This window comes from Streptomyces sp. ICC1, assembly GCF_003287935.1.
Lineage (GTDB): Bacteria > Actinomycetota > Actinomycetes > Streptomycetales > Streptomycetaceae > Streptomyces > Streptomyces tritrimontium.
Genome location: NZ_CP030287.1, coordinates 2821514 through 2844830, shown reverse-complemented (window position 1 = coordinate 2844830; position 23317 = coordinate 2821514). Strand labels below are relative to the sequence as shown.

The 23317-nt window shown below is 73.9% G+C and carries 22 protein-coding genes; 9 read left to right on the top strand and 13 right to left on the bottom strand.

Features of this window, described 5'->3' with window-relative positions; all coding sequences use genetic code 11:
- Positions 1–109: 109 nt before the first annotated feature.
- Positions 110–880, top strand: coding sequence for an MBL fold metallo-hydrolase (locus DRB96_RS13405; RefSeq protein WP_112453397.1), 771 nt, complete (start codon positions 110–112; stop codon positions 878–880).
- On the opposite strand, the gene DRB96_RS13400 is transcribed toward DRB96_RS13405, so the two are convergent.
- Together DRB96_RS13400 and DRB96_RS13395 are read right to left on the bottom strand one after the other, a co-directional pair.
- Positions 870–1319, bottom strand: a complete 450-nt coding sequence (locus DRB96_RS13400; RefSeq protein WP_112448658.1) for a hypothetical protein — start codon at positions 1317–1319, stop codon at positions 870–872. The two genes, DRB96_RS13405 and DRB96_RS13400, sit on opposite strands and share 11 nt — an antisense overlap.
- Positions 1320–1356: 37 nt before the next feature.
- Positions 1357–2406, bottom strand: coding sequence for an NUDIX hydrolase (locus tag DRB96_RS13395; RefSeq protein WP_112448657.1), 1050 nt, complete (start codon positions 2404–2406; stop codon positions 1357–1359).
- Positions 2407–2599: 193 nt separating this feature from the next.
- Here DRB96_RS13395 and DRB96_RS13390 point away from each other — a divergent pair, with 193 nt between their 5' ends.
- A complete protein-coding gene (locus tag DRB96_RS13390; RefSeq protein ID WP_112453396.1) occupies positions 2600–3586 on the top strand; it encodes a LacI family DNA-binding transcriptional regulator in 987 nt (328 codons plus the stop codon).
- A 96-nt stretch (positions 3587–3682) separates the two neighbouring features.
- Here DRB96_RS13390 and DRB96_RS13385 read toward each other — a convergent pair whose 3' ends face one another.
- The 5 genes from DRB96_RS13385 to DRB96_RS13365 all read right to left on the bottom strand — a co-directional run bounded on the left by DRB96_RS13385 (position 3683) and on the right by DRB96_RS13365 (position 8253).
- Positions 3683–4981 carry an aldolase/citrate lyase family protein gene (locus DRB96_RS13385; RefSeq protein WP_112448656.1) on the bottom strand — a complete coding sequence of 433 codons (1299 nt, stop codon included), beginning with the start codon at positions 4979–4981 and terminating at the stop codon, positions 3683–3685.
- 183 nt (positions 4982–5164) lie between these two features.
- Positions 5165–6139, bottom strand: coding sequence for an electron transfer flavoprotein subunit alpha/FixB family protein (locus DRB96_RS13380; RefSeq protein ID WP_112448655.1), 975 nt, complete (start codon positions 6137–6139; stop codon positions 5165–5167).
- 91 nt (positions 6140–6230) lie between these two features.
- Positions 6231–7016: an electron transfer flavoprotein subunit beta/FixA family protein gene (locus DRB96_RS13375; protein WP_112448654.1), complete on the bottom strand. Its 786-nt coding sequence runs from the start codon at positions 7014–7016 to the stop codon at positions 6231–6233.
- A gap of 201 nt (positions 7017–7217) precedes the next feature.
- Entirely contained in the window at positions 7218–7763 is a 546-nt protein-coding gene (locus DRB96_RS13370) for a flavin reductase family protein (protein WP_112448653.1), read from the bottom strand.
- Between the two features lie 190 nt (positions 7764–7953).
- Positions 7954–8253: a thioredoxin family protein gene (locus DRB96_RS13365; protein WP_239516773.1), complete on the bottom strand. Its 300-nt coding sequence runs from the start codon at positions 8251–8253 to the stop codon at positions 7954–7956.
- Positions 8254–8673: 420 nt separating this feature from the next.
- Here DRB96_RS13365 and DRB96_RS13355 point away from each other — a divergent pair, with 420 nt between their 5' ends.
- The gene (locus DRB96_RS13355; protein WP_112448651.1) at positions 8674–9396 is read left to right on the top strand and encodes a lysophospholipid acyltransferase family protein; all 723 of its coding nucleotides are present in this window, start codon (positions 8674–8676) and stop codon (positions 9394–9396) included.
- Positions 9397–9493: 97 nt separating this feature from the next.
- Here the strand turns inward: DRB96_RS13355 and DRB96_RS13350 are convergent, their stop codons facing one another.
- Positions 9494–10642 carry an alginate lyase family protein gene (locus DRB96_RS13350; RefSeq protein WP_112448650.1) on the bottom strand — a complete coding sequence of 383 codons (1149 nt, stop codon included), beginning with the start codon at positions 10640–10642 and terminating at the stop codon, positions 9494–9496.
- A gap of 47 nt (positions 10643–10689) precedes the next feature.
- Here DRB96_RS13350 and argF point away from each other — a divergent pair, with 47 nt between their 5' ends.
- Entirely contained in the window at positions 10690–11700 is a 1011-nt protein-coding gene (gene argF / locus DRB96_RS13345; protein ID WP_112448649.1) for an ornithine carbamoyltransferase, read from the top strand.
- A 24-nt stretch (positions 11701–11724) separates the two neighbouring features.
- Here the strand turns inward: argF and DRB96_RS13340 are convergent, their stop codons facing one another.
- The gene (locus tag DRB96_RS13340; RefSeq protein WP_112448648.1) at positions 11725–12150 is read right to left on the bottom strand and encodes an ATP-binding protein; all 426 of its coding nucleotides are present in this window, start codon (positions 12148–12150) and stop codon (positions 11725–11727) included.
- Between the two features lie 265 nt (positions 12151–12415).
- Here DRB96_RS13340 and DRB96_RS13335 point away from each other — a divergent pair, with 265 nt between their 5' ends.
- Together DRB96_RS13335 and DRB96_RS13330 are read left to right on the top strand one after the other, a co-directional pair.
- A complete protein-coding gene (locus tag DRB96_RS13335) occupies positions 12416–13243 on the top strand; it encodes an enoyl-CoA hydratase family protein (RefSeq protein ID WP_112448647.1) in 828 nt (275 codons plus the stop codon).
- Positions 13244–13247: 4 nt separating this feature from the next.
- Positions 13248–15566, top strand: coding sequence for a bifunctional salicylyl-CoA 5-hydroxylase/oxidoreductase (locus tag DRB96_RS13330; RefSeq protein WP_112448646.1), 2319 nt, complete (start codon positions 13248–13250; stop codon positions 15564–15566).
- Here DRB96_RS13330 and DRB96_RS13325 read toward each other — a convergent pair.
- Entirely contained in the window at positions 15563–18394 is a 2832-nt protein-coding gene (locus tag DRB96_RS13325) for a LuxR C-terminal-related transcriptional regulator (RefSeq protein WP_112448645.1), read from the bottom strand. The two genes, DRB96_RS13330 and DRB96_RS13325, sit on opposite strands and share 4 nt — an antisense overlap.
- 135 nt (positions 18395–18529) lie before the next feature.
- Here DRB96_RS13325 and DRB96_RS13320 point away from each other — a divergent pair, with 135 nt between their 5' ends.
- The 3 genes from DRB96_RS13320 to DRB96_RS13310 are packed head-to-tail and all read left to right on the top strand — an operon-like array spanning position 18530 to position 19846.
- The gene (locus DRB96_RS13320) at positions 18530–18883 is read left to right on the top strand and encodes a VOC family protein (RefSeq protein WP_112448644.1); all 354 of its coding nucleotides are present in this window, start codon (positions 18530–18532) and stop codon (positions 18881–18883) included.
- Entirely contained in the window at positions 18883–19335 is a 453-nt protein-coding gene (locus DRB96_RS13315; protein WP_112448643.1) for a pyridoxamine 5'-phosphate oxidase family protein, read from the top strand. Before DRB96_RS13320 ends, DRB96_RS13315 begins: the two co-directional genes overlap by 1 nt.
- Before the next feature lie 55 nt (positions 19336–19390).
- A complete protein-coding gene (locus tag DRB96_RS13310; protein WP_112448642.1) occupies positions 19391–19846 on the top strand; it encodes a DUF1801 domain-containing protein in 456 nt (151 codons plus the stop codon).
- Between the two features lie 37 nt (positions 19847–19883).
- On the opposite strand, the gene DRB96_RS13305 is transcribed toward DRB96_RS13310, so the two are convergent.
- The 3 genes from DRB96_RS13305 to DRB96_RS13295 form a co-directional block, all read right to left on the bottom strand.
- On the bottom strand, positions 19884–20729 hold the full coding sequence (locus tag DRB96_RS13305) for a GNAT family N-acetyltransferase (protein ID WP_112448641.1): 846 nt from the start codon (positions 20727–20729) through the stop codon (positions 19884–19886).
- Positions 20730–20832: 103 nt separating this feature from the next.
- Positions 20833–21633, bottom strand: coding sequence for a PaaX family transcriptional regulator C-terminal domain-containing protein (locus tag DRB96_RS13300; protein WP_112448640.1), 801 nt, complete (start codon positions 21631–21633; stop codon positions 20833–20835).
- A 9-nt stretch (positions 21634–21642) separates the two neighbouring features.
- Positions 21643–23301: an AMP-binding protein gene (locus DRB96_RS13295; RefSeq protein WP_112453395.1), complete on the bottom strand. Its 1659-nt coding sequence runs from the start codon at positions 23299–23301 to the stop codon at positions 21643–21645.
- Positions 23302–23317 lie beyond the last annotated feature (16 nt).

The window sequence follows — 23317 nt, the reverse complement described above, 5'->3', positions numbered from 1 at the left end:
GCCGGCAGGATCCGCCGGGGGTCCGCATGGGGTCCGCCGGGGGCGAACTCCGCTTCCGGCGTATCGCCGCCCTCCGCGGGATCGGCCCGGTTACGTTCGGGGGATGGACCTGGATCTCGTCGAAGTCATCCCCGAACGGCTCCACATGCTCCGCTTCCGCATCGGCCAGGCCTATCTCTGGCGCGACGGGGCGGACCTGACCCTGATCGACGCGGGCCACGCCGAGTCGGCGGCCGCGATCGAGGACGCCATACGCTCCCTCGGGTTGCGGCCCGAACGGCTGGAGCGGATCGTCCTGACCCACTGCCACCGCGACCACGTCGGCGCGGCGGGCGAACTCGCCGCCCGCTGGGGCGCGCAGGTGCTGGCGCACCGGCTGGACGCACCGGTGGTCCGCGGCGAGCAGCCGGTCCCCGAGCCGGTGCTGCTGGACTGGGAACTGCCGCTGTACGCACACGGCTTGACGGTGTCCGAGGCCCCGCCGACCCGTGTGGACCGGGAGCTCTCGGACGGCGAGGTACTCACCTTCGGCGGCGGCGCCGTCGTCGTCCACTCCCCGGGCCACACCCCCGGCAGCATCGCGGTCCATCTGCCCGCGCACGGAGTGCTGTTCACGGGTGACTGCGTCGCCGGAGTCGGCCGGGTGATGCTGGGCGTCTTCAACGTGGACCGCGCCGAGGCCGTCGCCTCCTTCCGCCGGCTGGCCGGGCTGTCCCCGTCGGTGGCCTGCTTCGGCCACGGCGACCCCCTGACCGAGGACACGGCCGCCACCCTCCGCTCGGCGGCGAAGGCGACCGACGCAGCCGCGACGGAAGCCCCGGACGCCCCGGACGCGGGCTCCTCCGCCACGGCCGCCTCCGGCCCGCCGGTCACAGCCTGAACAGCACTCCGCGCCATGTCCAGCCCGCGCCGATGACCGCGGCCCGCAGGGGGTTCCTCATCTCCCGCGGGTCGACGCGCAACGTCTCGACCCGGCGGCGACGGCCGTCCGGCCCCCGCTCGTACGTCCACTGCCGCGACACCGTCGTCGTCGGCCCCCGGCCGTACTCGCGCGTCACCCCGTCCCACTGCTCGTCGACGGCCCGTACCTCGCGCCGCGCCGGGACCAGGCGCATCCGGGTCCTGAGCCTCAGGTCCAGCCCCCGGACGTGCCACTCCGCCACCAGGTCGGCGCGCTCCCCGGGCGTGCCCTCGCGCACCGCGTACGGCACGCCCGGTCCGTTGATCGCGAGCAGCACGGTGCGTACCGCCGCCGCGGAGAGCGGTGCCGCACCGGCGCGGGGACCGCTCGTGCCGGTCAGTCTGTCGAAGAGGCCCATCGGATCATCCTAGGGAGGGACTCCGCGGAGCCCGGGGTCACACCCCCTGGGGGACCGGCCGGCCCGCCTCGAGGTACGCCGCGCGGCCCCGCTCCCGTGCGCGCAGGGCCCATCGCAGCCGCTCGTACCGGACTTCCGGGAGGAGGTGCGCCGCCTCCTCCTCCGTCACGAACCTCCACGCCCGCAGCTCCGGCCCCGGCAGCCGCAGCCGCCCGGCCTGCGCCGCCGGCAGCCGGCCGCCGTCGAAGAGCAGCCGCAGTCCCCCGTACCCCGCCGGGGGCGCCGGCGGCTCCCAGTCCACGACCAGCAGTTCCGGGGCGTGCTCCAGGACGAGGCCCAGCTCCTCCTCGACCTCCCGCATCCCGGCGCGGGCCGGTGCCTCGCCCGCCTCGACGACGCCACCCGGGAACTCCCAGCCCGCCTTGTACGTCGGATCCACGAGGAGCACCCGGTCCTCGTCGTCGAAGAGGAGCACCCCGGCCGCCACCGTCTCGCGCGTCGGCTGCGGGGTCTGCACGATGTCACAGGCCGGGGCGGCGCCGGTGCGTACGGCCTCGGCGATCCGCTCCGCCGTCTCCCGGACCGTCAGGGCCCCGTTGTCGACGACGTGGGCGTCGGCCGTCAGCCAGCCCAGCGCGTGCTGGTAGACCGGTATGTGGTCGTAGGCCCACTGCCGCACCCGGAGGTCCACTTCCCGCGGCGCCCCGGGCTCCTCCCGCGTCGCGATCCGCTCGCGCAGGATCGTTTCCGCCGGGGCCAGCAGCACGTGCCGCACCGCGATCCTGCGCGCCGCCAGCCCGCCGAAGATCTCGTCCCGGTACTCCTGCCGCAGCAGGGTCATCGGCACCACCAGGACGCCGCCCAGCTCCGCGAGCATCGCCGCCGCCGTGTCCACGACGAGCCGCCGCCACATCGGCAGGTCCTGGTAGTCGGAGACCTCCGCGAGGCGCTTGCGCGGCAGCAGCACGCGCAGCGCGTCACCGATGAACTCCGGGTCGAACAGGGTGCTGTCCGGCAGGAGCCCGGTCAGTTCCCGGGCCGTGCTGCTCTTCCCGGCGCTGAAAGTGCCGTTGATCCAGACAATCACGTCTACCCCTCTCCCGATGCCCCCAGTGGCTTGCCCGCACCACCCTGCCACGGAAACCCCGCTCCCCCGCCGAGTGCTTATCCTCAAGGTCACAGGCCTGTCCGCGCCGCCAGGGCGCCCGACCCACCGGAGGTTCCCCACCGTGCCGCACACCCGCCGCCCGATCGAGCCCCGCTACGGCAACCGGCCGACCATGAAGGACGTGGCGGCCCGGGCCGGCGTGGGCCTGAAGACGGTGTCGCGCGTGGTCAACGGCGAGCCGGGGGTCACACCGGACACGGAGAAGCGGGTCCAGGACGCCATCGACGCCCTCGGCTTCCGCCGCAACGACAGCGCCCGCGTGCTCCGCAAGGGCCGCACCGCGACCGTCGGCCTCGTCCTGGAGGACCTCGCCGACCCCTTCTACGGGCCGCTCAACCGGGCCGTGGAGGAGGTGGCCCGGGCGCACGGCGCGCTGCTGATCAACGGCTCCAGCGCCGAGGACCCGGACCGCGAGCGGGAGTTGGCGCTCGCGCTGTGCGCCCGCCGGGTGGACGGACTCGTGGTGATCCCGGCCGGGGACGACCACCGCTATCTCGAGCCGGAGATCCGGGCCGGGGTGGCCACGGTGTTCGTGGACCGGCCGGCGGGCCGGATCGACGCGGACGTCGTACTGTCCGACAGCTTCGGCGGCGCACGGGACGGGGTGGCCCACCTGATCGCGGGCGGCCACCGCCGGATCGGCTTCATCGGCGACCACCCGCACATCCACACGGCGACCGAGCGGCTCCGGGGCTACCGCGCGGCCATGGAGGACGCAGGCCTGCCGGTCGCCGGGTCCTGGGTCTCCCTCGGCCCGACCGCCCCCGACCGCGTCGCGGCCGCCACCCGGTCGATGCTGTCCGGCCCGGAGCCGGTGACGGCCCTCTTCGCCGGGAACAACCGGGTGACGGTCACGGTCGTACGGGTCCTGGCGGCGCGGCCCGGCCGGGTGGCGCTGGTCGGCTTCGACGACTTCGAGCTCGCCGACCTGCTGCGCCCCGGAGTCACCGTGATCGCCCAAGACGCGGCGGCGCTGGGCCGCGTGGCCACGGACCGCCTCTTCCAGCGCCTGGCGGGCGCCGACCTCCCGCCGGCCCGCATCGAGCTCCCGACCCGCCTGATCCCCCGCGGCTCGGGCGAAATCCCGCCGGGCTCCTGACGCGTCGGGTGCCGCCGGGCGCCGAACGCGCCGCAGCCCCGCCCGGGATCGTCCGGGCGGGGCTGCGCAGGCGCTGGGGCCGGGGCGGACCGGGGGTCAGGCGGTCGCCGTCAGGGTGGCCGAGCGGCGCGGGATGGCGAAGGCGTCGAGCTCCGCGCGGGTCAGGCCGGTCAGGGCGGTGACCTCCTCGGCGCCGACGGCGCCGCAGTCGAGGCCGCGGACCAGGTAGCCGGCCAGCGCCTTCGCGGTGGCGGGCTCGTCCATGACGTCGCCCTCGATCTTGGCGACGTACGCCTTCAGGCGCGCGGCGGCCGTCTCGAGGCCCTCGCGGTAGAAGACGAAGACGGCCGCGTAGCGGGTCGGCAGGTGCGCCGGGTGCATGTCCCAGCCCTGGTAATAGGCACGGGCCAGGGCGCGCCGGGTCAGGCCGTAGTGCAGCTTCCAGGCCTCGTGGACGTGCTCGGTGGTGCCGATCGGCAGGACGTTGGTGGAGCCGTCGGAGACGCGTACGCCGGTGCCGGCGGCCGCGACCTGCATGATCGCCTTGGCGTGGTCGGCGGCGGGGTGGTCGCTCGACTGGTAGGCGGCCGAGACGCCGACGCAGGCGCTGTAGTCGAAGGTGCCGTAGTGCAGGCCGGTGGCGCGGCCCTTGGAGGCCTCGATCATCCGGGCGACCGCGGCGGTGCCGTCGGAGGCGAGGATGGACTGGCTGGTCTCGATCTGGATCTCGAAGCCGATCCGGCCCGGGCGCAGGCCGCGGGCGGTCTCGAAGGCCTCCAGCAGCTGCACGAACGCCGTGACCTGCTCGGGGTACGTGACCTTGGGCAGGGTCAGGACCAGACCCTCGGGCAGGCCGCCGTGCGCGAGCAGGCCGGAGAGGAAGATGTCGGTGGTCCGGATGCCGCGGTCGCGGACGTTGGACTCCATGCACTTCATGCGGATGCCCATGTACGGGGCGTTCGTGCCGTTGGAGAACGCTTCGGCGACGAGACGGGCGGCGCGGGCGGCGGCCTGGTCCTCCTCCTCGTCGGAGCGGACGCCGAAGCCGTCCTCGAAGTCGACGCGGAGGTCCTCGATGGGCTCGGAGGCGAGCTTGGCGCGGACGCGGTCGTAGACCGGGACGGCCAGCTCGTCGGAGATGCCCAGCACCTTGGCGAAGGTGGCGGCGTCCGGGGCGTGCTCGTCCAGGGCCGCGAGGGCCTGGTCGCCCCAGGAGCGGATGGTGTCCGCGGCGAAGACGTCACCGGGCACGTAGACCGTGTGGATGGGCTGGCGGGTGCCGGGGTCGCCCGGGTAGTGGCGCGCGAGTTCCGCGTCCACCGGCTTGAGGGAAGCGCTGATGCCCTCGCTGACCGCGCCTGCGAGGCTCGTCGCCACCTTCTCCTGCTGACCCATCGTGCACTCTCCTCTTTTCCGCTTCACGGAATCTTAGATCCGCATTACAGAATTTAGTCACGGGGTTCCACTCCGTCAATGGTCCCCCCGCCGTCCTGGACAAACGACTCGGGGCCGTGCGGTGAGAAACACCACACGGCCCCGGAGACCACTTACCCGCAGGTCAGCGCCTGCGACAGGGATCTAGCCCTTGCGCGCCTTGATCTCGTCGGTCAGCTGCGGGACGACCGCGAAGAGGTCGCCGACCACGCCGTAGTCGACGAGGTCGAAGATCGGAGCCTCGGCGTCCTTGTTGATGGCGACGATGGTCTTCGAGGTCTGCATGCCGGCCCGGTGCTGGATCGCGCCCGAGATGCCGGAGGCGATGTACAGCTGCGGGGAGACCGACTTGCCGGTCTGGCCGACCTGGTTGGAGTGCGGGTACCAGCCGGCGTCGACGGCCGCGCGCGAGGCGCCGACGGCCGCGCCGAGGGAGTCCGCGAGCGCCTCGATGATGTGGAAGTTCTCGGCGCCGTTGACGCCGCGGCCGCCGGAGACCACGATCGCGGCCTCGGTCAGCTCGGGGCGGCCGGTCGACTCGCGCGGGGTGCGGGAGGTGATCTTGGTGCCGGTGGCCAGGGCGCCGAAGGTGACGGCGAGCGCCTCGACGGTGCCGGCGGCCGGGGCGGCCTCGACCGGGGCCGAGTTCGGCTTCACGGTGATGACCGGGGTGCCCTTGGAGACCACGGACTTGGTGGTGAAGGACGCGGCGAACGCGGCCTGCGTCGCGACCGGACCCTTGTCACCCGCCTCGATGTCGATGGCGTCGGTGATGATGCCCGAGCCGATGCGGACGGCCAGGCGGGCGGCGATCTCCTTGCCCTCCGCGGAGGACGGGACGAGCACGGCGACCAGGGAACCCGCGGCGGACACGGCGTCGTACGCGGCCTGGAGCGCGTCCACCTTCGGTACGACGAGGTAGTCGGAGAACTCGGGGGCGTCGGCGGTGAGGACCTTGACGGCACCGTGCTCGGCGAGCACGGCGGCGGTGGCCTCGGCGCCGGCGCCGAGCGCCAGGGCGACGGGCTCGCCGATGCGGCGGGCCAGCGTCAGCAGTTCGAGGGTGGGCTTGCGGACGGCGCCGTCGACGTGGTCGACGTAGACGAGGACTTCAGCCATTGGGGGATGCTCCTGCGCATGCGAAGTAGGTCAGGGGGCGTAGTGAGAGGGCCGAAGCTCTTGGACGAGCTTCCGGCCGGCCAGGCTGTGCCTAGATGAACTTCTGCTCCGCAAGGAAGCCGGCCAGCGACTTGCCGCCCTCGCCCTCGTCCTTGACGATCGTTCCGGCGGTACGGGCCGGGCGCTGGGTCGCGGAGTCGACCGCGGTCCAGGAGCCCTCGAGGCCGACCTCGTCGGCCTCGATCTCGAGCTCCTCGAGGTCCCAGGACTCCACCGGCTTCTTCTTGGCGGCCATGATGCCCTTGAAGGACGGGTAGCGGGCCTCGCCCGACTGGTCCGTCACCGAGACGAGCGCCGGGAGGGAGGCCTCCAGCTGCTCGCTCGCCGAGTCGCCGTCGCGGCGGCCGGTCACGACGCCGCCCTCGACCTTGACCTCGGACAGGAGGGTGACCTGCGGGACCCCCAGGCGCTCCGCCAGGATCGCCGGGAGGACACCCATGGTGCCGTCCGTCGAGGCCATGCCCGTGATGACCAGGTCGTAGCCGGCCTTCTCGATCGCCTTGGCGAGCACCAGCGAGGTGCCCATGACGTCGCTGCCGTGCAGGTCGTCGTCCTCGACGTGGATGGCCTTGTCGGCACCCATCGACAGCGCCTTGCGCAGCGCGTCCTTCGCGTCCTCGGGGCCCACCGTCAGGACCGTGATCTCCGCGTCATCGGCCTCGTCGGCGATCTGCAGCGCCTGCTCCACGGCGTACTCGTCGAGCTCCGACAGCAGGCCGTCGACGTCGTCGCGGTTGACGGTCAGGTCCTCGGTGAACTGCCGGTCGCCGGTGGCGTCGGGCACGTACTTCACACAGACAACGATCCTCAGGCTCACGCCGGCTCTCCTACCGCATCGACATTTCTGGTACCGCCTTGCTCAGGCAGCATAGGCGCCATCTCGGAGCCACCCCTTAAGGGGCGGCCCGTGCCCCAAAGGGGATGTTACTCGTCAGTACACAGCGGGGGCCGCCAGGTTGCAAGGGCGGCGGGCTGTGATCTGGCCAACGCCTCCGCAACCCACCCCAACAGGCACGATTCAGTCGCGCAACGCGTTGAAGCGCCCTTGGTGGTACAACAGCGGACGGCCCTGCCCGGCCGGGTCCCCCAGAGCGTCTCCCGCCGGGTCCCCGGCCACCGCCTCCGCGATGATCACCCGGTGCTCGCCGGCGGGCACCCGCGCCACCACCCGGCACACCAGCCAGGCCAGGACGCCCTCCAGCACCGGGACCCCGTGCGGCCCGGGCGCCCAGTCGGTCGCCGGACCGAAGCGATCGGCCCCGTTCCGCGCGAACAGACCGGCCAGTTCCCGCTGGTGCTCGCCGAGTATGTGCACGCCGAGGTGGTCGGAGTCCCGTACCGCGGGCCAGCTGGAGGATCCGGTGCCGATGGTGAACGACAGGAGCGGCGGGTCGGCGGAGACCGAGTTGAGCGAGGTCGCGGTGAAGCCCGCCGGCCGGCCGCCGCTCTCGGCGGTGATCACGGCAACGCCCGCCGCGTGCCGGCGGAACACCGAGCGCAGCAGGTCGGGCGAGCCGGGCAGGCCGGTGCCGGAACGGGGAGGGGGAGCCGTCGGAGCAGTCACGAGGGGAGTCCCCGTCGGTAAAGCAGGAGTTCATACCGCATGTCGCCAGCCTGGCGATCACCCGTGTACACAGTCAAGCCGCAGCGGACAGATGTAGGGCGCGTCACGCTGCGTGCGGGCGCGCGCACCGGCGCTCCGGCCGCCGCGGGGAGTGCCTCGGGTCGCACCTCGGGGAGCGCCTCGGCGCGGGTCATACGGCGGCTCCCAAGGCCGCGATCACGTCGGCCTTGCGCGGCATCCCGGCCGCCCGCCGCACGATCCGGCCGCCCGCGTCCAGGACGAGGACCGTCGGGGTCGTCTCGACGCCCAGCGCCCGGACGAGGTCCAGGTTCTTCTCGGCGTCGATCTCGATGTGCGCCACGCCTTCGACCATGGCCGCGACCTCGGCGAGGATCCTGCGGGTGGCCCGGCAGGGCTGGCAGAAGGCGCTGGAGAACTGCACCAGGCTGGCCCGCTCCCCCAACTCCGCGCCCAGTTCCGCGGCGCCCAGCCGCGGCCCGCCCCCGCTCCGGCCGTCCCGCCGGTGCCGTTCGTCCGCCCCGGCCGGCTCGTTCCGCTCGTGCACCCCGTGCACCCCGTGCCCTTCGTGCCCGTGCCTCTTCGTGCCCGTGCACGCGTGCTCCCGTCGCCGCCGTAGTCCTGCCCGCGCAGGTCCGCGGACCCGCGTCCACACCCGCTGTCGTACGTCCGCTCGTACAACGCACTCGTCCATCATCCCGGTCCGTTCGTACGCTGATCCGAGCGCCCCGCGCGTGCGCCGCATTCCCGGCGTGACGAGAATCTCGCCGGGCACGGGCGTCTGGGCTGGCCTGCGGCCCGCGTATGGGGCACGATCCCCATGGCCGCGTACCTACGCTGCCGTAACTTCCGGCCGGGAACACCTCCAGGCAGAAAGCGGGGTCTCCCCACCATGGCTGAGCTCGTCTACCCCCCGGTGATCGGCGCCGCACACACCTTTTTCCGCGCCCTCGACGTCCGCATCGACATGAAGGGCACCGAGAACATCCCGCGCAAGGGCGGGGCGGTTCTGGTGTCGAACCACATCGGCTACCTCGACTTCATCTTCGCCGGGCTCACCGCGCGCCCGCAGAAGCGCCTCGTCCGCTTCATGGCGAAGGAGTCGGTGTTCCGGCACAAGGTGTCCGGCCCGCTGATGCGCGCGATGAAGCACATCCCGGTGGACCGGGCGCAGGGTGAGACGGCGTACCAGCACGCGCTGGACTCGCTGCGCTCCGGCGAGATCATCGGTGTGTTCCCGGAAGCGACGATCTCCCAGTCCTTCACGCTGAAGAGCTTCAAGTCCGGTGCGGCGCGCATGGCGCAGGAGGCCGGCGTCCCGCTGATCCCGGTGGCCCTGTGGGGCACGCAGCGCCTGTGGACCAAGGGCCGCCCCAAGGACCTCAAGCGCAGCCACATCCCGGTGACGATGCGGGTCGGCGAGCCGCTGGAGGCTCCGTCCGACCAGTACGCCGGCGCCATCACCCGCCGGGTGCGCGAGCGGGTGCAGGAGCTGCTGGACGCCGCGCAGAGCGCCTACCCGGCCCGGCCCAAGGGTCCGGAGGACTCCTGGTGGCTGCCGGCCCACCTCGGCGGCACCGCGCCGACGGCGGCCCAGGTCAAGGAAGCCGGCTGAGCCCTCCCACACGCGTGCGGCCCCGCCGGGTGGCGGGGCCGCACCGTGCCGGTACGACCGGCGGCGCCGGCCGTACCGTTCGTACCGGGCGCGGCCGTCAGTTCGGGTTGTCCGCGTGGGTCAGCGTCTCCCACGCCTCGAAGTGGTTCTCGGTGCCCGCCGGGCGCCGGCCCTCGGTGAGCCTGCGGGTGTTCTCCATCGTGACGCCGAGCCGGGTGTGCAGGGCGTTGTAGCCGACCTCGGTGGCCGGCCCCAGGCCCTTGGCCAGGCTCCCGCCGCAGAGCGAGGCGGGCACGGCCTCGCCGAGCTCGTACTTGGCGTGGAAGCCCAGCGCGTGCCGGAACCGGTCCTTGAACTCCGGGTAGAGGTCCCGCCCTTGGATGCGCGAGGTCTCCGCCACGTGCATCGTCGCCGCGATCCCCATGCCGGTGTGGCCGAAGTCCCGGCAGGTCTCCTGCGCGAGACCGTCCGTGAAGGTGCTCTGGCCGTGCCAGTAGTCGATCAGCTCGCTCCTGGTGTCGATGGTGGAGCGCGGCGGGTACTTCGGCTGCGGCCCGTCGGAGGCCAGGTAGAAGTAGGCGGGCACCCGCCCGAGGTAGACCGCCATCGCCTTGTCGTAGCTCGCGCGGTCGTCGAGGTGGACGGAGATGCCGACGGCCGCGTCCATCATGATCAGTTCCCAGTTGCCGTTGCTGTTCGGCCGCCCGCCGATCACCTCCGGCAGGTAGACCTCGCGCAGCATGGTCGCGAAGCGCCCCTGGTTCGGCCAGCCGCCGGTGTAGGCGTGTTTGACGATCTCGGCGGCGCGCGGCCAGGTGGAGCCCGCCCAGCCGCTCTGCAGCGGGGCGTTGCTGTTCGTGTGGTCCTTGATCCGGGCTGACCAGGCGTCCATCAGCTCGATCGACTTCTTCGCGTAGCGGTCGTCGCGGGTGACGTACCAGGCGAGCGCGTCGGTGTACGCGGCTATCGCGTCCTCCCGCTCGTCGGTGCATCCGAGGTTCGGGTTGGAGTAGGAGCCGCATTCGACGACGGCCCGCGGCTTGGGGGTCCGGGACAGCGAGCCGTAGCGGCTCGCCAGCATGTCGTCGAACGCCGCCTTCCACGGCTGCTGCCCCGCCTGCACCTTGGCCCGTACGAAGTCCAGCTGGGCACGACTGTTCAGGACTCCGGGGTGGGCGAAGGCGGCGGGGGGGGTGCGGGGGCAGCGGCGGGGGTCCGCGGGGGTCTGTATATCAATACAGAGCATCGTATAGACTTCCAGCGTTGCCCCGTCACCGTGACTTTGGAGTCCCCATGGCCACCGACCTCGTCGGCCGCAGTTTCCTCAAGGAGCTCGACTTCTCGGCCGCCGAGTTCCGCGGCCTGGTCGAGCTCGCCGCCGAACTCAAGGCGGCCAAGAGGGCCGGGGCCGAGCGGCGGCGCCTCCAGGGCAAGAACATCGCCCTGATCTTCGAGAAGACCTCCACGCGCACCCGCTGCGCCTTCGAGGTCGCCGCCGCCGACCAGGGCGCCCACACCACCTACCTCGACCCCGCCGGCTCCCAGATGGGCCACAAGGAATCGGTCAAGGACACCGCGCGGGTGCTGGGCCGGATGTTCGACGGCATCGAGTACCGGGGCGACGCGCAGGACACCGTCGAGCAGCTCGCCGCGCACTCCGGCGTACCCGTCTTCAACGGCCTCACCGACGACTGGCACCCCACCCAGATGCTGGCAGACGTGCTCACGATGACCGAGCACTGCGCCAAGCCGCTGGAGCGGATGGCCTTCGCCTACCTCGGCGACGCCCGGTTCAACATGGGCAACTCCTACCTGGTGACCGGCGCGCTGCTGGGCATGGACGTACGGATCGTCGCGCCGCGGCGGTACTGGCCGGCCGAGCCCGTGGTGGCCGCGGCCCGCGAGCTGGCGGCCGGGAGCGGCGCCCGGATCACCCTCACCGAGGACCTGGAGGAGGGCGTCGCGCAGGCCGACTTCGTGCTGACGGACATCTGGGTGTCCATGGGCGAGCCCAAGGAGGTCTGGGACGAGCGGATCGAGGCGCTGTCCCCGTACGCCGTCACCATGGACGTGCTGCGCGCCACCGGGAACCCGGACGTGAAGTTCATGCACTGCCTGCCGGCCTTCCACGACCTCGGCGCCGAGGTGGCGCGGGAGATCCACGAGCGGCACGGGCTGGACTCGCTGGAGGTGACGGACGAGGTGTTCGAATCCGCGCACTCGGTCGTCTTCGACGAGGCGGAGAACCGGCTGCACACCATCAAGGCGGTCCTCGTCGCGACGCTCGCGGGGCCGGACGCATAGTCATGCGCCCCGCTCGGCGCTCTTCTAGTGGGGGCGCCGGGCCGGCAGGGTGAACCAGACGGCCTTGCCGTGCGGGGTGCGGCGGTGGCCGCAGGCGGAGCTGAGGGTCCGGATCAGCAGCAGGCCGCGGCCGTGCTCCTGCCAGGGATCGGGGTGCGCGGAGTCCGCGCCGGGGGCGGTGAGGTCGCCGGGGGCCTGCGGGTCCCCGTCGTGGACCTCGACCTGGCACCCGTTGGCCAGCAGCTCCACGACCAGCTCGATCGGGGCGGCGGAGGGGGTGTGCTCGACGGCGTTGGCGACCAGCTCGGCGGTGAGCAGCTCGGCGGTGTCGCTGTCGGCGGGGGCGTCGGTGTCGGCGAGCGCCGTACGGACCAGGGCGCGGGCGATCGGTACGGCGGCGGTGGTGTGCGGCAGGGTGATCCGCCAGGCTGTGGCGGAGACGTCGGACAAGGCGGGACCGTCCGTTCCGTGGTGGGCTTCGGGGTCGTTCCGAGGTCGTTCCGGGGTCGTTCGGGGTCGTACTGCGGAGGAAATCCTGCTTTCAACGATACGAAGTGGAAATGTCGGACCGTAGGGCACCCCGACGTGAGCGCAAGGGACGAGGGCCACACCGGTTCGGGACCTTCGGTGCGTGTGGCGGGCGGGCTCGCACCGGGAGGCCGGATGTATCGCGTTTCTGTGACGGTGGTCACGAGCCGGTGATACCTTCGGGAAGGTGAGCCCCTTCCTTGGTTCCACTCCAGCGACCGAACGCTGGCGCCACCTGCGGGTGGACCGGCGCGACGGCGTCGCCACCGTCACCCTCGACCGCCCCGAGAAGCTGAACGCGCTCACCTTCGGCGCCTACGCCGACCTGCGCGACCTGCTCGCCGAACTGTCCAGGGAGCGTTCCGTGCGCGCCCTCGTGCTCGGCGGCGAGGGCCGCGGCTTCTGCTCCGGAGGCGACGTCGACGAGATCATCGGCGCCACCCTCGCGATGGACACGGCCCAGCTCCTCGACTTCAACCGGATGACCGGCCAGGTCGTGCGCGCCCTGCGCGAATGCCCCTTCCCGGTGATCGCCGCCGTCCACGGCATCGCCGCCGGCGCGGGCGCCGTCATCGCCCTCGCCGCGGACTTCCGGATCGCCGACCCCACCGCCCGCTTCGCGTTCCTCTTCACCCGCGTCGGCCTCTCCGGCGGCGACATGGGCGCCGCTTACCTGCTGCCCCGGATCGTCGGGCTCGGCCACGCCACCCGGCTCCTGATGCTGGGGGAGCAGGTCAGGGCCCCCGAAGCCGAGCGGATCGGGCTGCTGAGCGAGGTGACCGAGGAGGGCGGGGCCTTCGCGCGGGCCGCCGAACTCGCCGCGCACCTCGCCGCCGGCCCCGCCCTCGCCTACGCGCAGACCAAGGCGCTGCTGACCGCCGAGCTCGACATGCCGCTCGCCGCCTCCGTGGAGCTGGACGCGAACACCCAGGCGCTGCTGATGAACGGCGAGGACTACCGGGAGTTCCACGCGGCCTTCACCGGGAAGCGGGCGCCCCAGTGGAAGGGCAGGTAGCGCGATGCCGGAACCCGCCGTGCTGAGGGTCGCCGTCGTGGGCGGGGGACCGGGCGGGCTGTACGCCGCCGCCCTGCTCGCCCGGCAGGGGCACGCGGTGGAGGTCTGGGAGCGCAACGCCCCCGATGACACCTTCGGCTTCGGCGTGGTGCTCTCCGACGAGACCCTCGGCGGCATCGAAGCGGCCGACGCCGTCGTCTACGCCGCCCTGTGCGCGGAGTTCACGCGCTGGGACGACGTCGACATCGTGCACCGGGGCCGGCTGCTGACCTCCGGCGGCCACGGCTTCGCCGCGCTGGGCCGCCGCCGCCTCCTGGAGATCCTGCACGAGCGGTGCGCGGGCCTCGGGGTCCGGCTGCGCTTCCGCGCCGAAGCCCCCGACCCGCGGGCGCTCGCGGCCTCGTACGACCTGGTCGTCGCGGCGGACGGGGTGCACAGCCGGATCCGCGAGAGCGGCGCGGCGCACTACCGGCCGACGGTCACGGGAGGCCGGTGCCGGTACATCTGGCTGGCCGCCGACTTCGCGCTCACGGCCTTCCGCTTCGAGATCGCCGAGACCGAGCACGGGGTGATGCAGCTGCACGCCTACCCGTACGCGGCGGACTCCTCCACCGTGATCGTCGAGATGCGCGAGGAGGTCTGGCGGCAGGCCGGCTTCGACCTGTGCGACGAGGCGGAATCGGCCGCCCGCTGCGCCAAGATCTTCAGCGAGGCCCTGCGGGGACGGCCGCTGCGCGGGAACCGCTCCGCGTGGACCCGGTTCCACACCGTCGCCAACGAGCACTGGTCCCACGGGAACGTGGTGCTGATCGGCGATGCGGCGCACACCGCGCACTTCTCGATCGGCTCCGGCACCAAACTGGCCGTGGAGGACGCGCTCGCGCTCGCCCGGGCGCTGGAGGCGGACCGGGACGTCCCCGCCGCGCTGGCCGCCTACGAGGCCGCACGGCGGCCTGCGGTGGCCTCCACCCAGCGGGCGGCCGCCGCCAGCATGCGGTGGTTCGAGGAGGCCGCCGCGTACGTGGACCAGCCCGCCCGGCAGTTCGCCTTCAACCTCCTCACGCGCAGCAGGCGGGTCACCCACGGCAACCTGCGGCTGCGCGACCCGCGCTTCACCCGCGCGGTGGAGCAGGAGTTCGGCTGCCCCGACGGGGCCGGCGAGGGCCCGGACCGGGCGGGAACGCCGCCGATGTTCACCCCGCTCACCCTGCGCGGACTGACGCTGCGCAACCGGGTCGTGGTGTCCCCGATGGACATGTATTCGGCGACAGGAGGTGCCTCGGCGACAGGACGTGCTGCGGCGACCGGGGACGAGGGGGTCCCGGGCGATTTCCACCTGGTCCACCTCGGCGCGCGGGCTCTCGGTGGGGCGGCCCTGGTGATGACCGAGATGGTCTGCGTCAGCGCCGAGGGCCGCATCACCCCGGGCTGCACGGGCCTCTACACCGCGCGGCAGGCCGCAGCCTGGGCGCGGATCGCCGACTTCGTGCACGCCTCCGCGCCCGGAGTCGCCCTCGGCGTCCAGCTCGGCCACTCGGGCCGCAAGGGCTCGACCCGGGTGATGTGGGAGGGCATGGACGCCCCCCTGCCCGAGGGCAACTGGCCGCTGGTGGCCGCCTCCGCGCTGCCGTACCGGCCCGGGGTCTCGGCCGTCCCGCGCGAGCTGGCCGCCGCCGACCTCGCCGCCGTCCGCTCCGACTTCGCGGCGGCCGCCGTCCGCGCCGCCGACGCCGGCTTCGACCTGCTGGAACTGCACTGCGCGCACGGCTACCTGCTCTCCGGGTTCCTCTCCCCGCTGACCAACCTGCGCACCGACGCCTACGGCGGCCCGCTGGAGAACCGGCTCCGCTTCCCGCTCGAGGTCTTCGACGCGGTCCGCGCCGTCTGGCCCGCGGACCGGCCGATGACGGTCCGCCTCTCGGCCACCGACTGGGCGCCCGGCGGCACCTCGCCCGAGGACGCGGTCGCCATCGCCGGGGCCTTCGCGGCCCACGGCGCGGATGCCATCGACGTCTCGACGGGCCAGGTGGTGGCGGACGAGGCCCCCGAGTACGGGCGCTCGTACCAGACCCCCTACGCCGACCGGATCCGGGCCGCGCTCGGCGTCCCGGTCATCGCGGTCGGCGCGATCTCCTCCTGGGACGACGTCAACTCCCTGCTCCTGGCCGGCCGCGCCGACCTCTGCGCACTCGGCCGCCCCCACCTCTACGACCCGCACTGGACCCTGCACGCGGCCGCCGAGCAGTCCTACACGGGTCCGGCCGCCCCCTGGCCGGCCCCCTACCTGGCAGGCAGCCGCAGACCCCCGACCGGGCGGGACTAGGTCGACATGGGCGCGAGTCCGAGGTCGGACAGGGCGGACGCGCCGGTCGCGGCGTGCGCGCCCCCGGCGAGCAGCAGCGTGCGCGCCCACTGGTAGCGGCAGCCGGCCGCCTCGAACGCCGCCGCGGTGGCGAGCAACTGCGGCAGATCGCCGCCGAGCAGTGCCTCCGCCCGGTCGACCAGGGCGGTGGCGACCGGGTTCCCGGCGACCACGGCCCGGGCGGCGGCGATCCGCGCCCGGGCGTCCGGGTGCCCGGCGAGGACCGCTGCCTCCGCCCGGAGCGCCGCGTACCAGTGCAGCCAGACCCAGCAGACCCACTTCCACACCTGCTCCGGCTCGGGCGCGACGCGCTCCAGGGCCGCGTGCGCGTCCCCGTGGTGGAGCAGGACCATGGCGTCGAAGACGGCGCCGTGGCCGTGGTGGTGGTCCTCCTTGCTGCCGGTCCGGTCGGTGATCGTGAGCCAGGCCGCTCGGGCCTCGTGGTCGCCCCGCAAGCCGTGGATCATCGCGACGGACGCGGCGGCCGGACCGAGTGAGAACGACCGCTGCCGGCCGGCCTGCTCCCACGCGTCGAGGAAGCGCACGCTGCTGGTGAGCACCGCGTCGGCACGGCCCGCGAACGCGTCCGCGACCAGCAGCCAGGACGTGGCGTGGTCGCCCACCTCGGCCAGCTGCGGCTGGTCCGCGAGCCGGCTGCCCCACTGGCGGGCCGCCGACAGCTCGCCCGTGCCGACGGCGGTCGCGGCGGCCATGGCCAGGGCGTCGATCAGCTCGTGCGTCCGGGCGGGGGCGCTCGGCGCCGAGGTCAGGATGTCGATCCGGGCCCGGGCGGCGGCCGCGGCGGCGAAGCTCTCACCGGCCCAGCTCTGGGCGCCGGAGAGCGCGTCGAGGGCGGCGGACCGTGCCACCGGGTCGCCCGCGCGCCCGGCGAGTTCGACGGCCCGTTCGGCGCACGCGACGGTGTCCGGTGCGGTGTTGTCCGCAGCCCCCTGGACCGCGCCGAACGCGTCCGCGACCACCGCGGCCTCGGCCAGCGCGAAAGCCGCCTCGGCGGCCGGGTCGTCGTCACCGGTCAGCTCGCGCGCCGCCGCGAGCAGGCCGGTCACCTCGTCCGCGGGCGGAACCCGGCTGCTGAACGTGCTGGAGAAGCGGTAGGCGGCGGTGGCGGCAGCCGCCAGGTCGCGGGCGGCCCCGGAGGCGTCCCCGGCCCGTCGGGCGGCTTCGGCGGCGGCCCGGTGCAGGCGGTACATGTCGTCCCCGAGCCTGCGGCACCCGGCCACCCCGGCGGCCTGCCGCAATGCGGCGGCGGCGTCGGCGCCGACGGCGAGCGAGGCCGCCTGCTCGTACCGCTGTTGGGCCTCGCCCAGCAGGTTCCGGGTGAAGGCCAGCTCGGCCATGGACAGGGCGAGACGGCACGCGTCCGCGCGCTGCTCCGGCCGGCCCGCGGCCCAGGCCAGGGCGGCCCGCAGGTCCTCCGCGACCGCGTCGAACCGGGCTCGCCAGTCCGAGCCGCCGCCTTCCTGGAGGCCGGCCGCACCGGCCAGGCACCAAGCCAGGTGGCGCGACCGGACGTCGCCGAGCTCACCGGCGTCGGCGAGCCGCTCCGTGCCGTACTGGCGGAGGGTCTCCAGCGCCTGGTAGCGGGTGCCGGTGTCGGACGGTGTCACGGCGAGCAGGCTCTGCTCGGCGAGCCTGCCGAGCCCGTCGGCGACCGCGGCCGCCTCCAGCGGGGCGAACCCGGCCACCTCGGAGGCCACTTCGGCGGCCACCTCGGAGGCCACTTCGGCGGCCGCCTCGGCGGTGAACGGAGCGACGAACGCCGACACCCGACGCAGCAGTGCCCGGTCCCGCGGCTCGAGCAGGTCGTGGCTCCAGTCGAGGACGGCCCGCACCGACCGGTGCCTGCCGTCGGCGCGGGGGCCGCCGGCGAGGATCCGGAGCTGGTCGCCGAGGCCGGCCGCCAGGCCGTCCAATCCGAGCGTGGACCACCGGGCCGCCGCCAGTTCGATGGCCAGCGCCATGCCGTCGAGCCGTTCGCACAGCGCCGCGATCCGGTCGCGTTCCGCCGGCGCGGGGGCCCTGCCGACCGCCGCCGCCCGCTCCAGGAACAGGGCCACCGCCTCCGACTCGCCGCCGCCGACGCGCGACAGCGGCGGAACCGGGAAGACCCACTCGAACGGCACCATCAGCCGGGCCCGGCTGGTCGCGAGCACCCGTATCCCCGGGCAGGCGACGAGCAGCCGTTCCAGGAACGGCGCCACCCCGTCGCGCACCTGCTCGCAGTTGTCCAGTACCAGCAGTGCCTGACGGTCCGCCAGCGCGGCCATCAGCGCGTCGTCGATGCCGCGCCCGGGCTGCTCGCCCACGCCCATGGCCGCCGCGACCGCCGCGCCCACCCGCCCGGGATCGGTGACCGGGACCAGGTCGACGAAGCACACCCCGTCGGCGAAGTCGCCCGCCGCGTCGGCCGCCACCGCCAGCGCGAGCCGCGTCTTGCCCACCCCGCCCAGACCGACGGCGGTCACCAGCCGACGTGCCGTCACCGCAGCGGCCAGCTCCCCGCGTTCCCGTGCCCGGCCGACGAACGCCGTCAGCGGTGCCGGAAGCGCGGGGGCCCGGCGCGCCGGTTCGCCGCGCGCCGGTTCGGGCGCGTGCCGGGACAGCGCCCGCCGGTCCGGCACCTCCAACTTCCTGAGCAGCGAGGAGACGTGCGATTCGACCGTCCGTACCGAAATGAACAGCCGCGCGGCTATCTCCGCGTTGCTCAGGTGCTCCCCGAGCAGTTCGAGTACGTCTGCTTCCCGGGCCGAGATCACTGGAGTGGACACCGGGCCATTATCCGTAGTGCTCTCCGTGGTCAGCACGGAGGCGCCCCGTACCCCGGACGGGGGAAGCTTCGGTCACGAGGAACGAGCCCGGCGGACCACACCGGGGCGATCGGTTCCGCGACGACAGGAGTGACCGTGACCAGCTCTTCCACCCAGGGGATGAAGACCGTGCTGCACCCCGTTTCCGACCTCGCCCAGGCCAAGGCGGTGTACACCGCGCTGCTCGGTGTCGCGCCGCAGACCGACGGGCCCCACTACGTCGGCTTCGAGGCCGCCGGCCAGCACGTCGGCCTCCTCCCGGGCGGCGGGCCGCAGGGCCTGACCGCGTCGCTCGCCTACTGGCACGTGCCGGACATCGAGGCGAAGCTCGCCGAACTGACCGCCGCGGGCGCCGCCGTCAAGGAGGCCGCGCACGACGTCGGCGGCGGCCGCCTGGTGGCCACCGCCATCGACCCCGACGGAAACCTCATCGGACTGCTGCAGGACTGATGAGCACCCCACCCCGCTCCCGCGAGCAGCGCCGTCGCGAGACCGAGCACCGGCTCGGCCATGACATCGACGTCTGGGTGGCCAGTGCCTCGCCGGACGGCGCCCCACACCTGGTGCCGCTGTCCTTCGACTGGGACGGCGAGGCGCTCTTGGCGGCCACCCCGGCGGAAAGCCCCACCGGCCGGAACCTGGCCGCCACCCGGACCGCTCGGCTCGCCCTCGGCCACACCCGCGACGTCGCCATGATCGAGGGGCACGTCGAGGTCCTCGCCATCGACGCACTGCCGCCGCACCTGGGTGACCGGTTCGCCGCACGCACCGGCTTCGACCCCCGCTCGCTGACCACCGGGTACCGCTGGTTCCGCATCACTCCCCACCGCATCCGGGCCTGGCGGGAGGAGAACGAGCTGGCCGGCCGTGAGCTGATGCGCGACGGTCGCTGGCTGGTCTGACGCCCCGCCCCTGTTCGAGATCCACCCATCCAGAGCCTCACGAGGGAGACCCGCCATGAGCAGCACCACCGACAACCGCACGCACGAGGGATTCACGGCCGAGGAGCGTGCCGCGATGAAGGACCACGCACAGGAGCTCAAGAAGGCGGCGCGCCGCAGCTCGAAGGCGGACAAGGCGGCCGAGGCGGAACAGGACGTCCTCGCGAAGATCGCCGAGATGCAGGACGCGGACCGGATCATGGCCGAGCGCGTCCACGCCGTCGTCACCGCCACCGCCCCGGTCCTCGCGCCGAAGCTCTGGTACGGGATGCCCTCCTACGCGCTGGACGGAAAGGTCGTCTGCTACTTCCAGAGCGCGGAGAAGTTCAAGGCGCGCTACGCGACGCTCGGCTTCAGCGACCAGGCGCAGCTGGACGACGGCCCGATGTGGGCGGCCGTCTTCGCCCTGACGGAGGTGACGGCCGAGGTGGAGGCGCGGATCGCCGCACTCGTGAAGCAGGCGGTGAGCTGACCCCGAGCAGGCGGCGAGCCGCGGCCCGGCCGGGTGCTCAGGCCGCGACCACCTCGACCTCCACCCGGTCCTCGATCGGGGTGTAGCCCAGGCGCCGGTAGACGCCGTTGCTGGTCGGGTTGGCCAGGTCGGCGAAGAGCAGCACCTCCACCGCGCCGGCCGCGTACGCCGCCTCGCTCACGGCGTGGGTGACCCCGGCGGCGTAGCCGCGGCCCCGGCGCTCGGGCGGGGTGTAGACCGGGCCGATGCGGGCCACCGCGCCGACCGGGCGGAAGAAGCCGGCCAGCGAGACCGGGTCCCCGGCGTCCTCCCAGAGCAGCATCCCGCCGTACGAGAGCCGGTCGCGCAGGGCGGCTTCGGAGGCGGTGCCGCCCTCGCCGGACTCCTGCTTGAAGGCGGTGACCCAGTCCAGCAGCAGCGGGAGGTCCGCCGGGCCGGCGAGCCGGGCCCGCCCGGCCGGTACGGGGTCCGGTGCGAGGAGTCCGGCCAGCCGGTAGAGCCGGTTCTCCTCGGCGACCTCGGTGGGCTTGCCCCAGGCGGCGGCCAGCACCCGCGCGTCGTCGCGGCGGGCGTTCAGCGCGTCGACGCCGGCCAGCACCGGCTCGGAGCCGAGCGCGGCCCCCAGCTCCCGGACGGCCCCGGCGGGCAGCGTCCCGATCAGCAGCGGGTACGGCGGGGTGCACAGCAGGGCGCCGGCGACGGCCCCGTCTTCGCCGGTCCACCAGCCGAAGAAGGGGGCGTCCGGGCCGTAGGCGTCAGGGCCCCGCCGCTCCAGGGCGTCGATGACGGTCAGCAGCGAGGTGTTGGCGACGGGCTCGGCGGCGATGGCCGGGCGCGCCGCGGCCAGATAGGCCGCCAGGTCGGATGAGAAGGTCCACGTCATGGGTCATGGTCACCCGCGCCCGGCCGGCCGTGCAGCCGGTTTTTCCGCCGCCGCCCGGCCGCCCGGCCGCTCGGCTGCCCGCCCGCATCCCCGCCGCCCGCGGCTACGGCTGCGCGAATCCGGCGCCGATGTCCCTCAGGCGGTCGTGGAGTTCGGCGAAGACCGCCGCCGAGCGGTCGCCCGGCCAGTCCGCCGGGAGCAGGTCGCGGGGCAGGCCCGGATCGGCGTACGGGAGGCGGCGCCAGGCGTCCAGGGCGAAGAGGTAGCCGCGGTAGGCGGCCTCCGGCTCCGGGGCCGGGCCCGACTGCAGGGCGCGCAGGGCGGGTTCGTGGAGGTCGAGGAACTCCTCGTGCTGCTTGGCCAGCGCCGCCAGGTCCCACCAGCGGGACACCGACTCGGCGGTCGGGGCGAAGCCCAGGTGGGCGCCGCGGAACAGCTCCACGTACGCCGTCAGGTGCAGCCGGTCCAGGGTGCGCCGGGTCTCCCCCTCCAGGTGGGCCGGGGCGATCCACACGCCCGGCGCGACCGCGCCGAAGCCGAGCCGGGCGAGCCGGGAGCGCAGCAGGTGCCGTTTGGCGCGCTCCTGCTCCGGTACGGAGAAGACCGCGAGCAGCCACTCCTCGGACCGGCGCGGAGCCCCGTAGATCCGCCGGTCGCCGTCCTCGAGCAGTTCGCGGGCCTCCCCGGAGAGCCCGTACGCCGCGGAGCCGTCCGCGGTCCGCGCGGGCAGCAGGAAGCCGCGCCGCTTGAGCCGGGACACCGACGAGCGGACGGACGGAGCGTCCACGCCGGCCGCGCCCAGCAGGCGCACCAGCGCGGACACCGGGACCGGGCCCCGGAAGGCCCGCCCGTAGGCTCCGTAGAGCGTGACGATCAGGGATCGCGGGGGATGTTGCTCGGCCACGGATTCACTCTAGGACCTGTCGGGCCTGCCGGGCAGGTCAGGGCTGGTGGACGGGCCTTCCTCGCGCAGCCGGAACCGCTGCAGCTTGCCCGTGGCGGTCCGCGGCAGGGCGGGCAGGAAGACGAAGGAGCGCGGGCATTTGTGCGGCGCGAGCTCCGCGCGCATGAAGGTGCGCAGGGCGTCCTCGGTCAGGACGGCGCCCTCCCGGGCGACGGTGTAGGCGACCACGACCTGCCCGCGCCGCTCGTCGGGGCGGCCGACCACCGCCGCCTCCAGTACGTCGGGGTGGCGCAGCAGGGCCTCCTCCACCTCCGGGCCCGCGATGTTGTACCCCGCCGAGATGATCATGTCGTCGGCACGGGCCACGTAGCGGAAGTAGCCCTCCGCGTCGCGGACGTAGGTGTCTCCCGTGACGTTCCAGCCGTCCCGCACGTACTCGCCCTGCCGCGGGTCCGCCAGGTAGCGGCAGCCCACGGGCCCCCGGACGGCCAGCAGCCCCGGCTCGTCGTCCGGGACCGGCCGGCCCGCCTCGTCCACCACCCGGGCCTGCCAGCCCGGGACCACCCGGCCCGTCGTGCCCGGGCGGATGTCCTCGTCGGCCGCCGAGATGAAGATGTGCAGCAGCTCGGTCGCACCGATCCCGTTGATGATCCGCAGGCCCGTCCGCTCGTACCAGGCGTGCCAGGTGGCGGCCGGCAGGTTCTCGCCCGCCGAGACGCAGCGGCGCAGCGCGCCGAGGTCGTAGGCGCCCGTGTCGTACGGGCCCAGCGTGTCCAGCATCGACCGGTACGCGGTGGGCGCCGTGAACAGCACGGACACCCGGTGCTCGGCGAGCGCGGGCAGCAGCCGGCGCGGGGACCCGTCCGCCAGCAGCAGGGCCGAGGCGCCGGCCCGCAGCGGGAAGACGACCAGCCCGCCGAGGCCGAAGGTGAAGCCGAGCGGCGGGCTGCCCGCGAAGACGTCGTCGGGGCGGGGGCGCAGCACCTGGCGGGAGAAGGTGTCGGCCACCGCGAGCAGATCGCGGTGGAAGTGCATGCAGCCCTTGGGGCGCCCGGTGGTGCCCGAGGTGAAGGCGATGAGCGCGACGTCGTCGGCGGAGGTCTCGACCGCGGTGAAGGGCTCCTGGTGGCGCCCGGACGCGGCCAGCCGCAGCAGGTCGTCCGGGGCCCCGCCGCCGTACGCGGTGATCCGCAGGCCCGGTACCTGCGCCTTGACCAGGTCGTCCACCACGTCCGCGTGGCACAGGGCATGGCTCACCCGGGCCATCGCGCACACGGTGGCCAGCTCCTGCGCGCGCTGCTGGGCCAGCACGGTGACGGCCACCGCGCCCGCCTTCATCACCGCCAGCCAGCAGGCGGCGAGCCAGGGGCCGGTGGGGCCGCGCAGCAGCACGCGGTTGCCGGGGACCACGCCGAGGTCGGCGGTGAGGACGTGCGCGAGCCGGTCGACGCGGGCGCGCAGCTCCCCGTACGACCACACGGTGCCGTCCCCGCCGCGGAAGGCGGGGCGGTCGGGGCCGAACCGGTCGATGGTGGCGTCGAGCAGCTCCACGCCGCAGTTGAGCCGGTCGGGATAGGCCAGCTCGGGGAGTTCGAAGAGGAGCCGCGGCCAGGCGTCGGCGGGCGGCAGATGGTCGCGGGCAAAGGTGTCACGGTGGGCGGAAGGCATGAGCTCCAAGGCGGGT

What these genes read in the sequence shown, in the direction of transcription:
- DRB96_RS13400 (WP_112448658.1), bottom strand. Translation starts at nt 1,319, where the DNA reads ATGGGCCTCTTCGACAGACTGACCGGCACGAGCGGTCCCCGCGCCGGT.
- DRB96_RS13390 (WP_112453396.1), top strand. Translation starts at nt 2,600, where the DNA reads ATGAAGGACGTGGCGGCCCGGGCCGGCGTGGGCCTGAAGACGGTGTCG.
- DRB96_RS13385 (WP_112448656.1), bottom strand. Translation starts at nt 4,981, where the DNA reads ATGGGTCAGCAGGAGAAGGTGGCGACGAGCCTCGCAGGCGCGGTCAGC.
- DRB96_RS13380 (WP_112448655.1), bottom strand. Translation starts at nt 6,139, where the DNA reads ATGGCTGAAGTCCTCGTCTACGTCGACCACGTCGACGGCGCCGTCCGC.
- DRB96_RS13355 (WP_112448651.1), top strand. Translation starts at nt 8,674, where the DNA reads ATGGCTGAGCTCGTCTACCCCCCGGTGATCGGCGCCGCACACACCTTT.
- DRB96_RS13350 (WP_112448650.1), bottom strand. Translation starts at nt 10,642, where the DNA reads ATGCTCTGTATTGATATACAGACCCCCGCGGACCCCCGCCGCTGCCCC.
- argF (WP_112448649.1), top strand. Translation starts at nt 10,690, where the DNA reads ATGGCCACCGACCTCGTCGGCCGCAGTTTCCTCAAGGAGCTCGACTTC.
- DRB96_RS13330 (WP_112448646.1), top strand. Translation starts at nt 13,248, where the DNA reads ATGCCGGAACCCGCCGTGCTGAGGGTCGCCGTCGTGGGCGGGGGACCG.
- DRB96_RS13315 (WP_112448643.1), top strand. Translation starts at nt 18,883, where the DNA reads ATGAGCACCCCACCCCGCTCCCGCGAGCAGCGCCGTCGCGAGACCGAG.
- DRB96_RS13310 (WP_112448642.1), top strand. Translation starts at nt 19,391, where the DNA reads ATGAGCAGCACCACCGACAACCGCACGCACGAGGGATTCACGGCCGAG.
- DRB96_RS13305 (WP_112448641.1), bottom strand. Translation starts at nt 20,729, where the DNA reads ATGACGTGGACCTTCTCATCCGACCTGGCGGCCTATCTGGCCGCGGCG.
- DRB96_RS13295 (WP_112453395.1), bottom strand. Translation starts at nt 23,301, where the DNA reads ATGCCTTCCGCCCACCGTGACACCTTTGCCCGCGACCATCTGCCGCCC.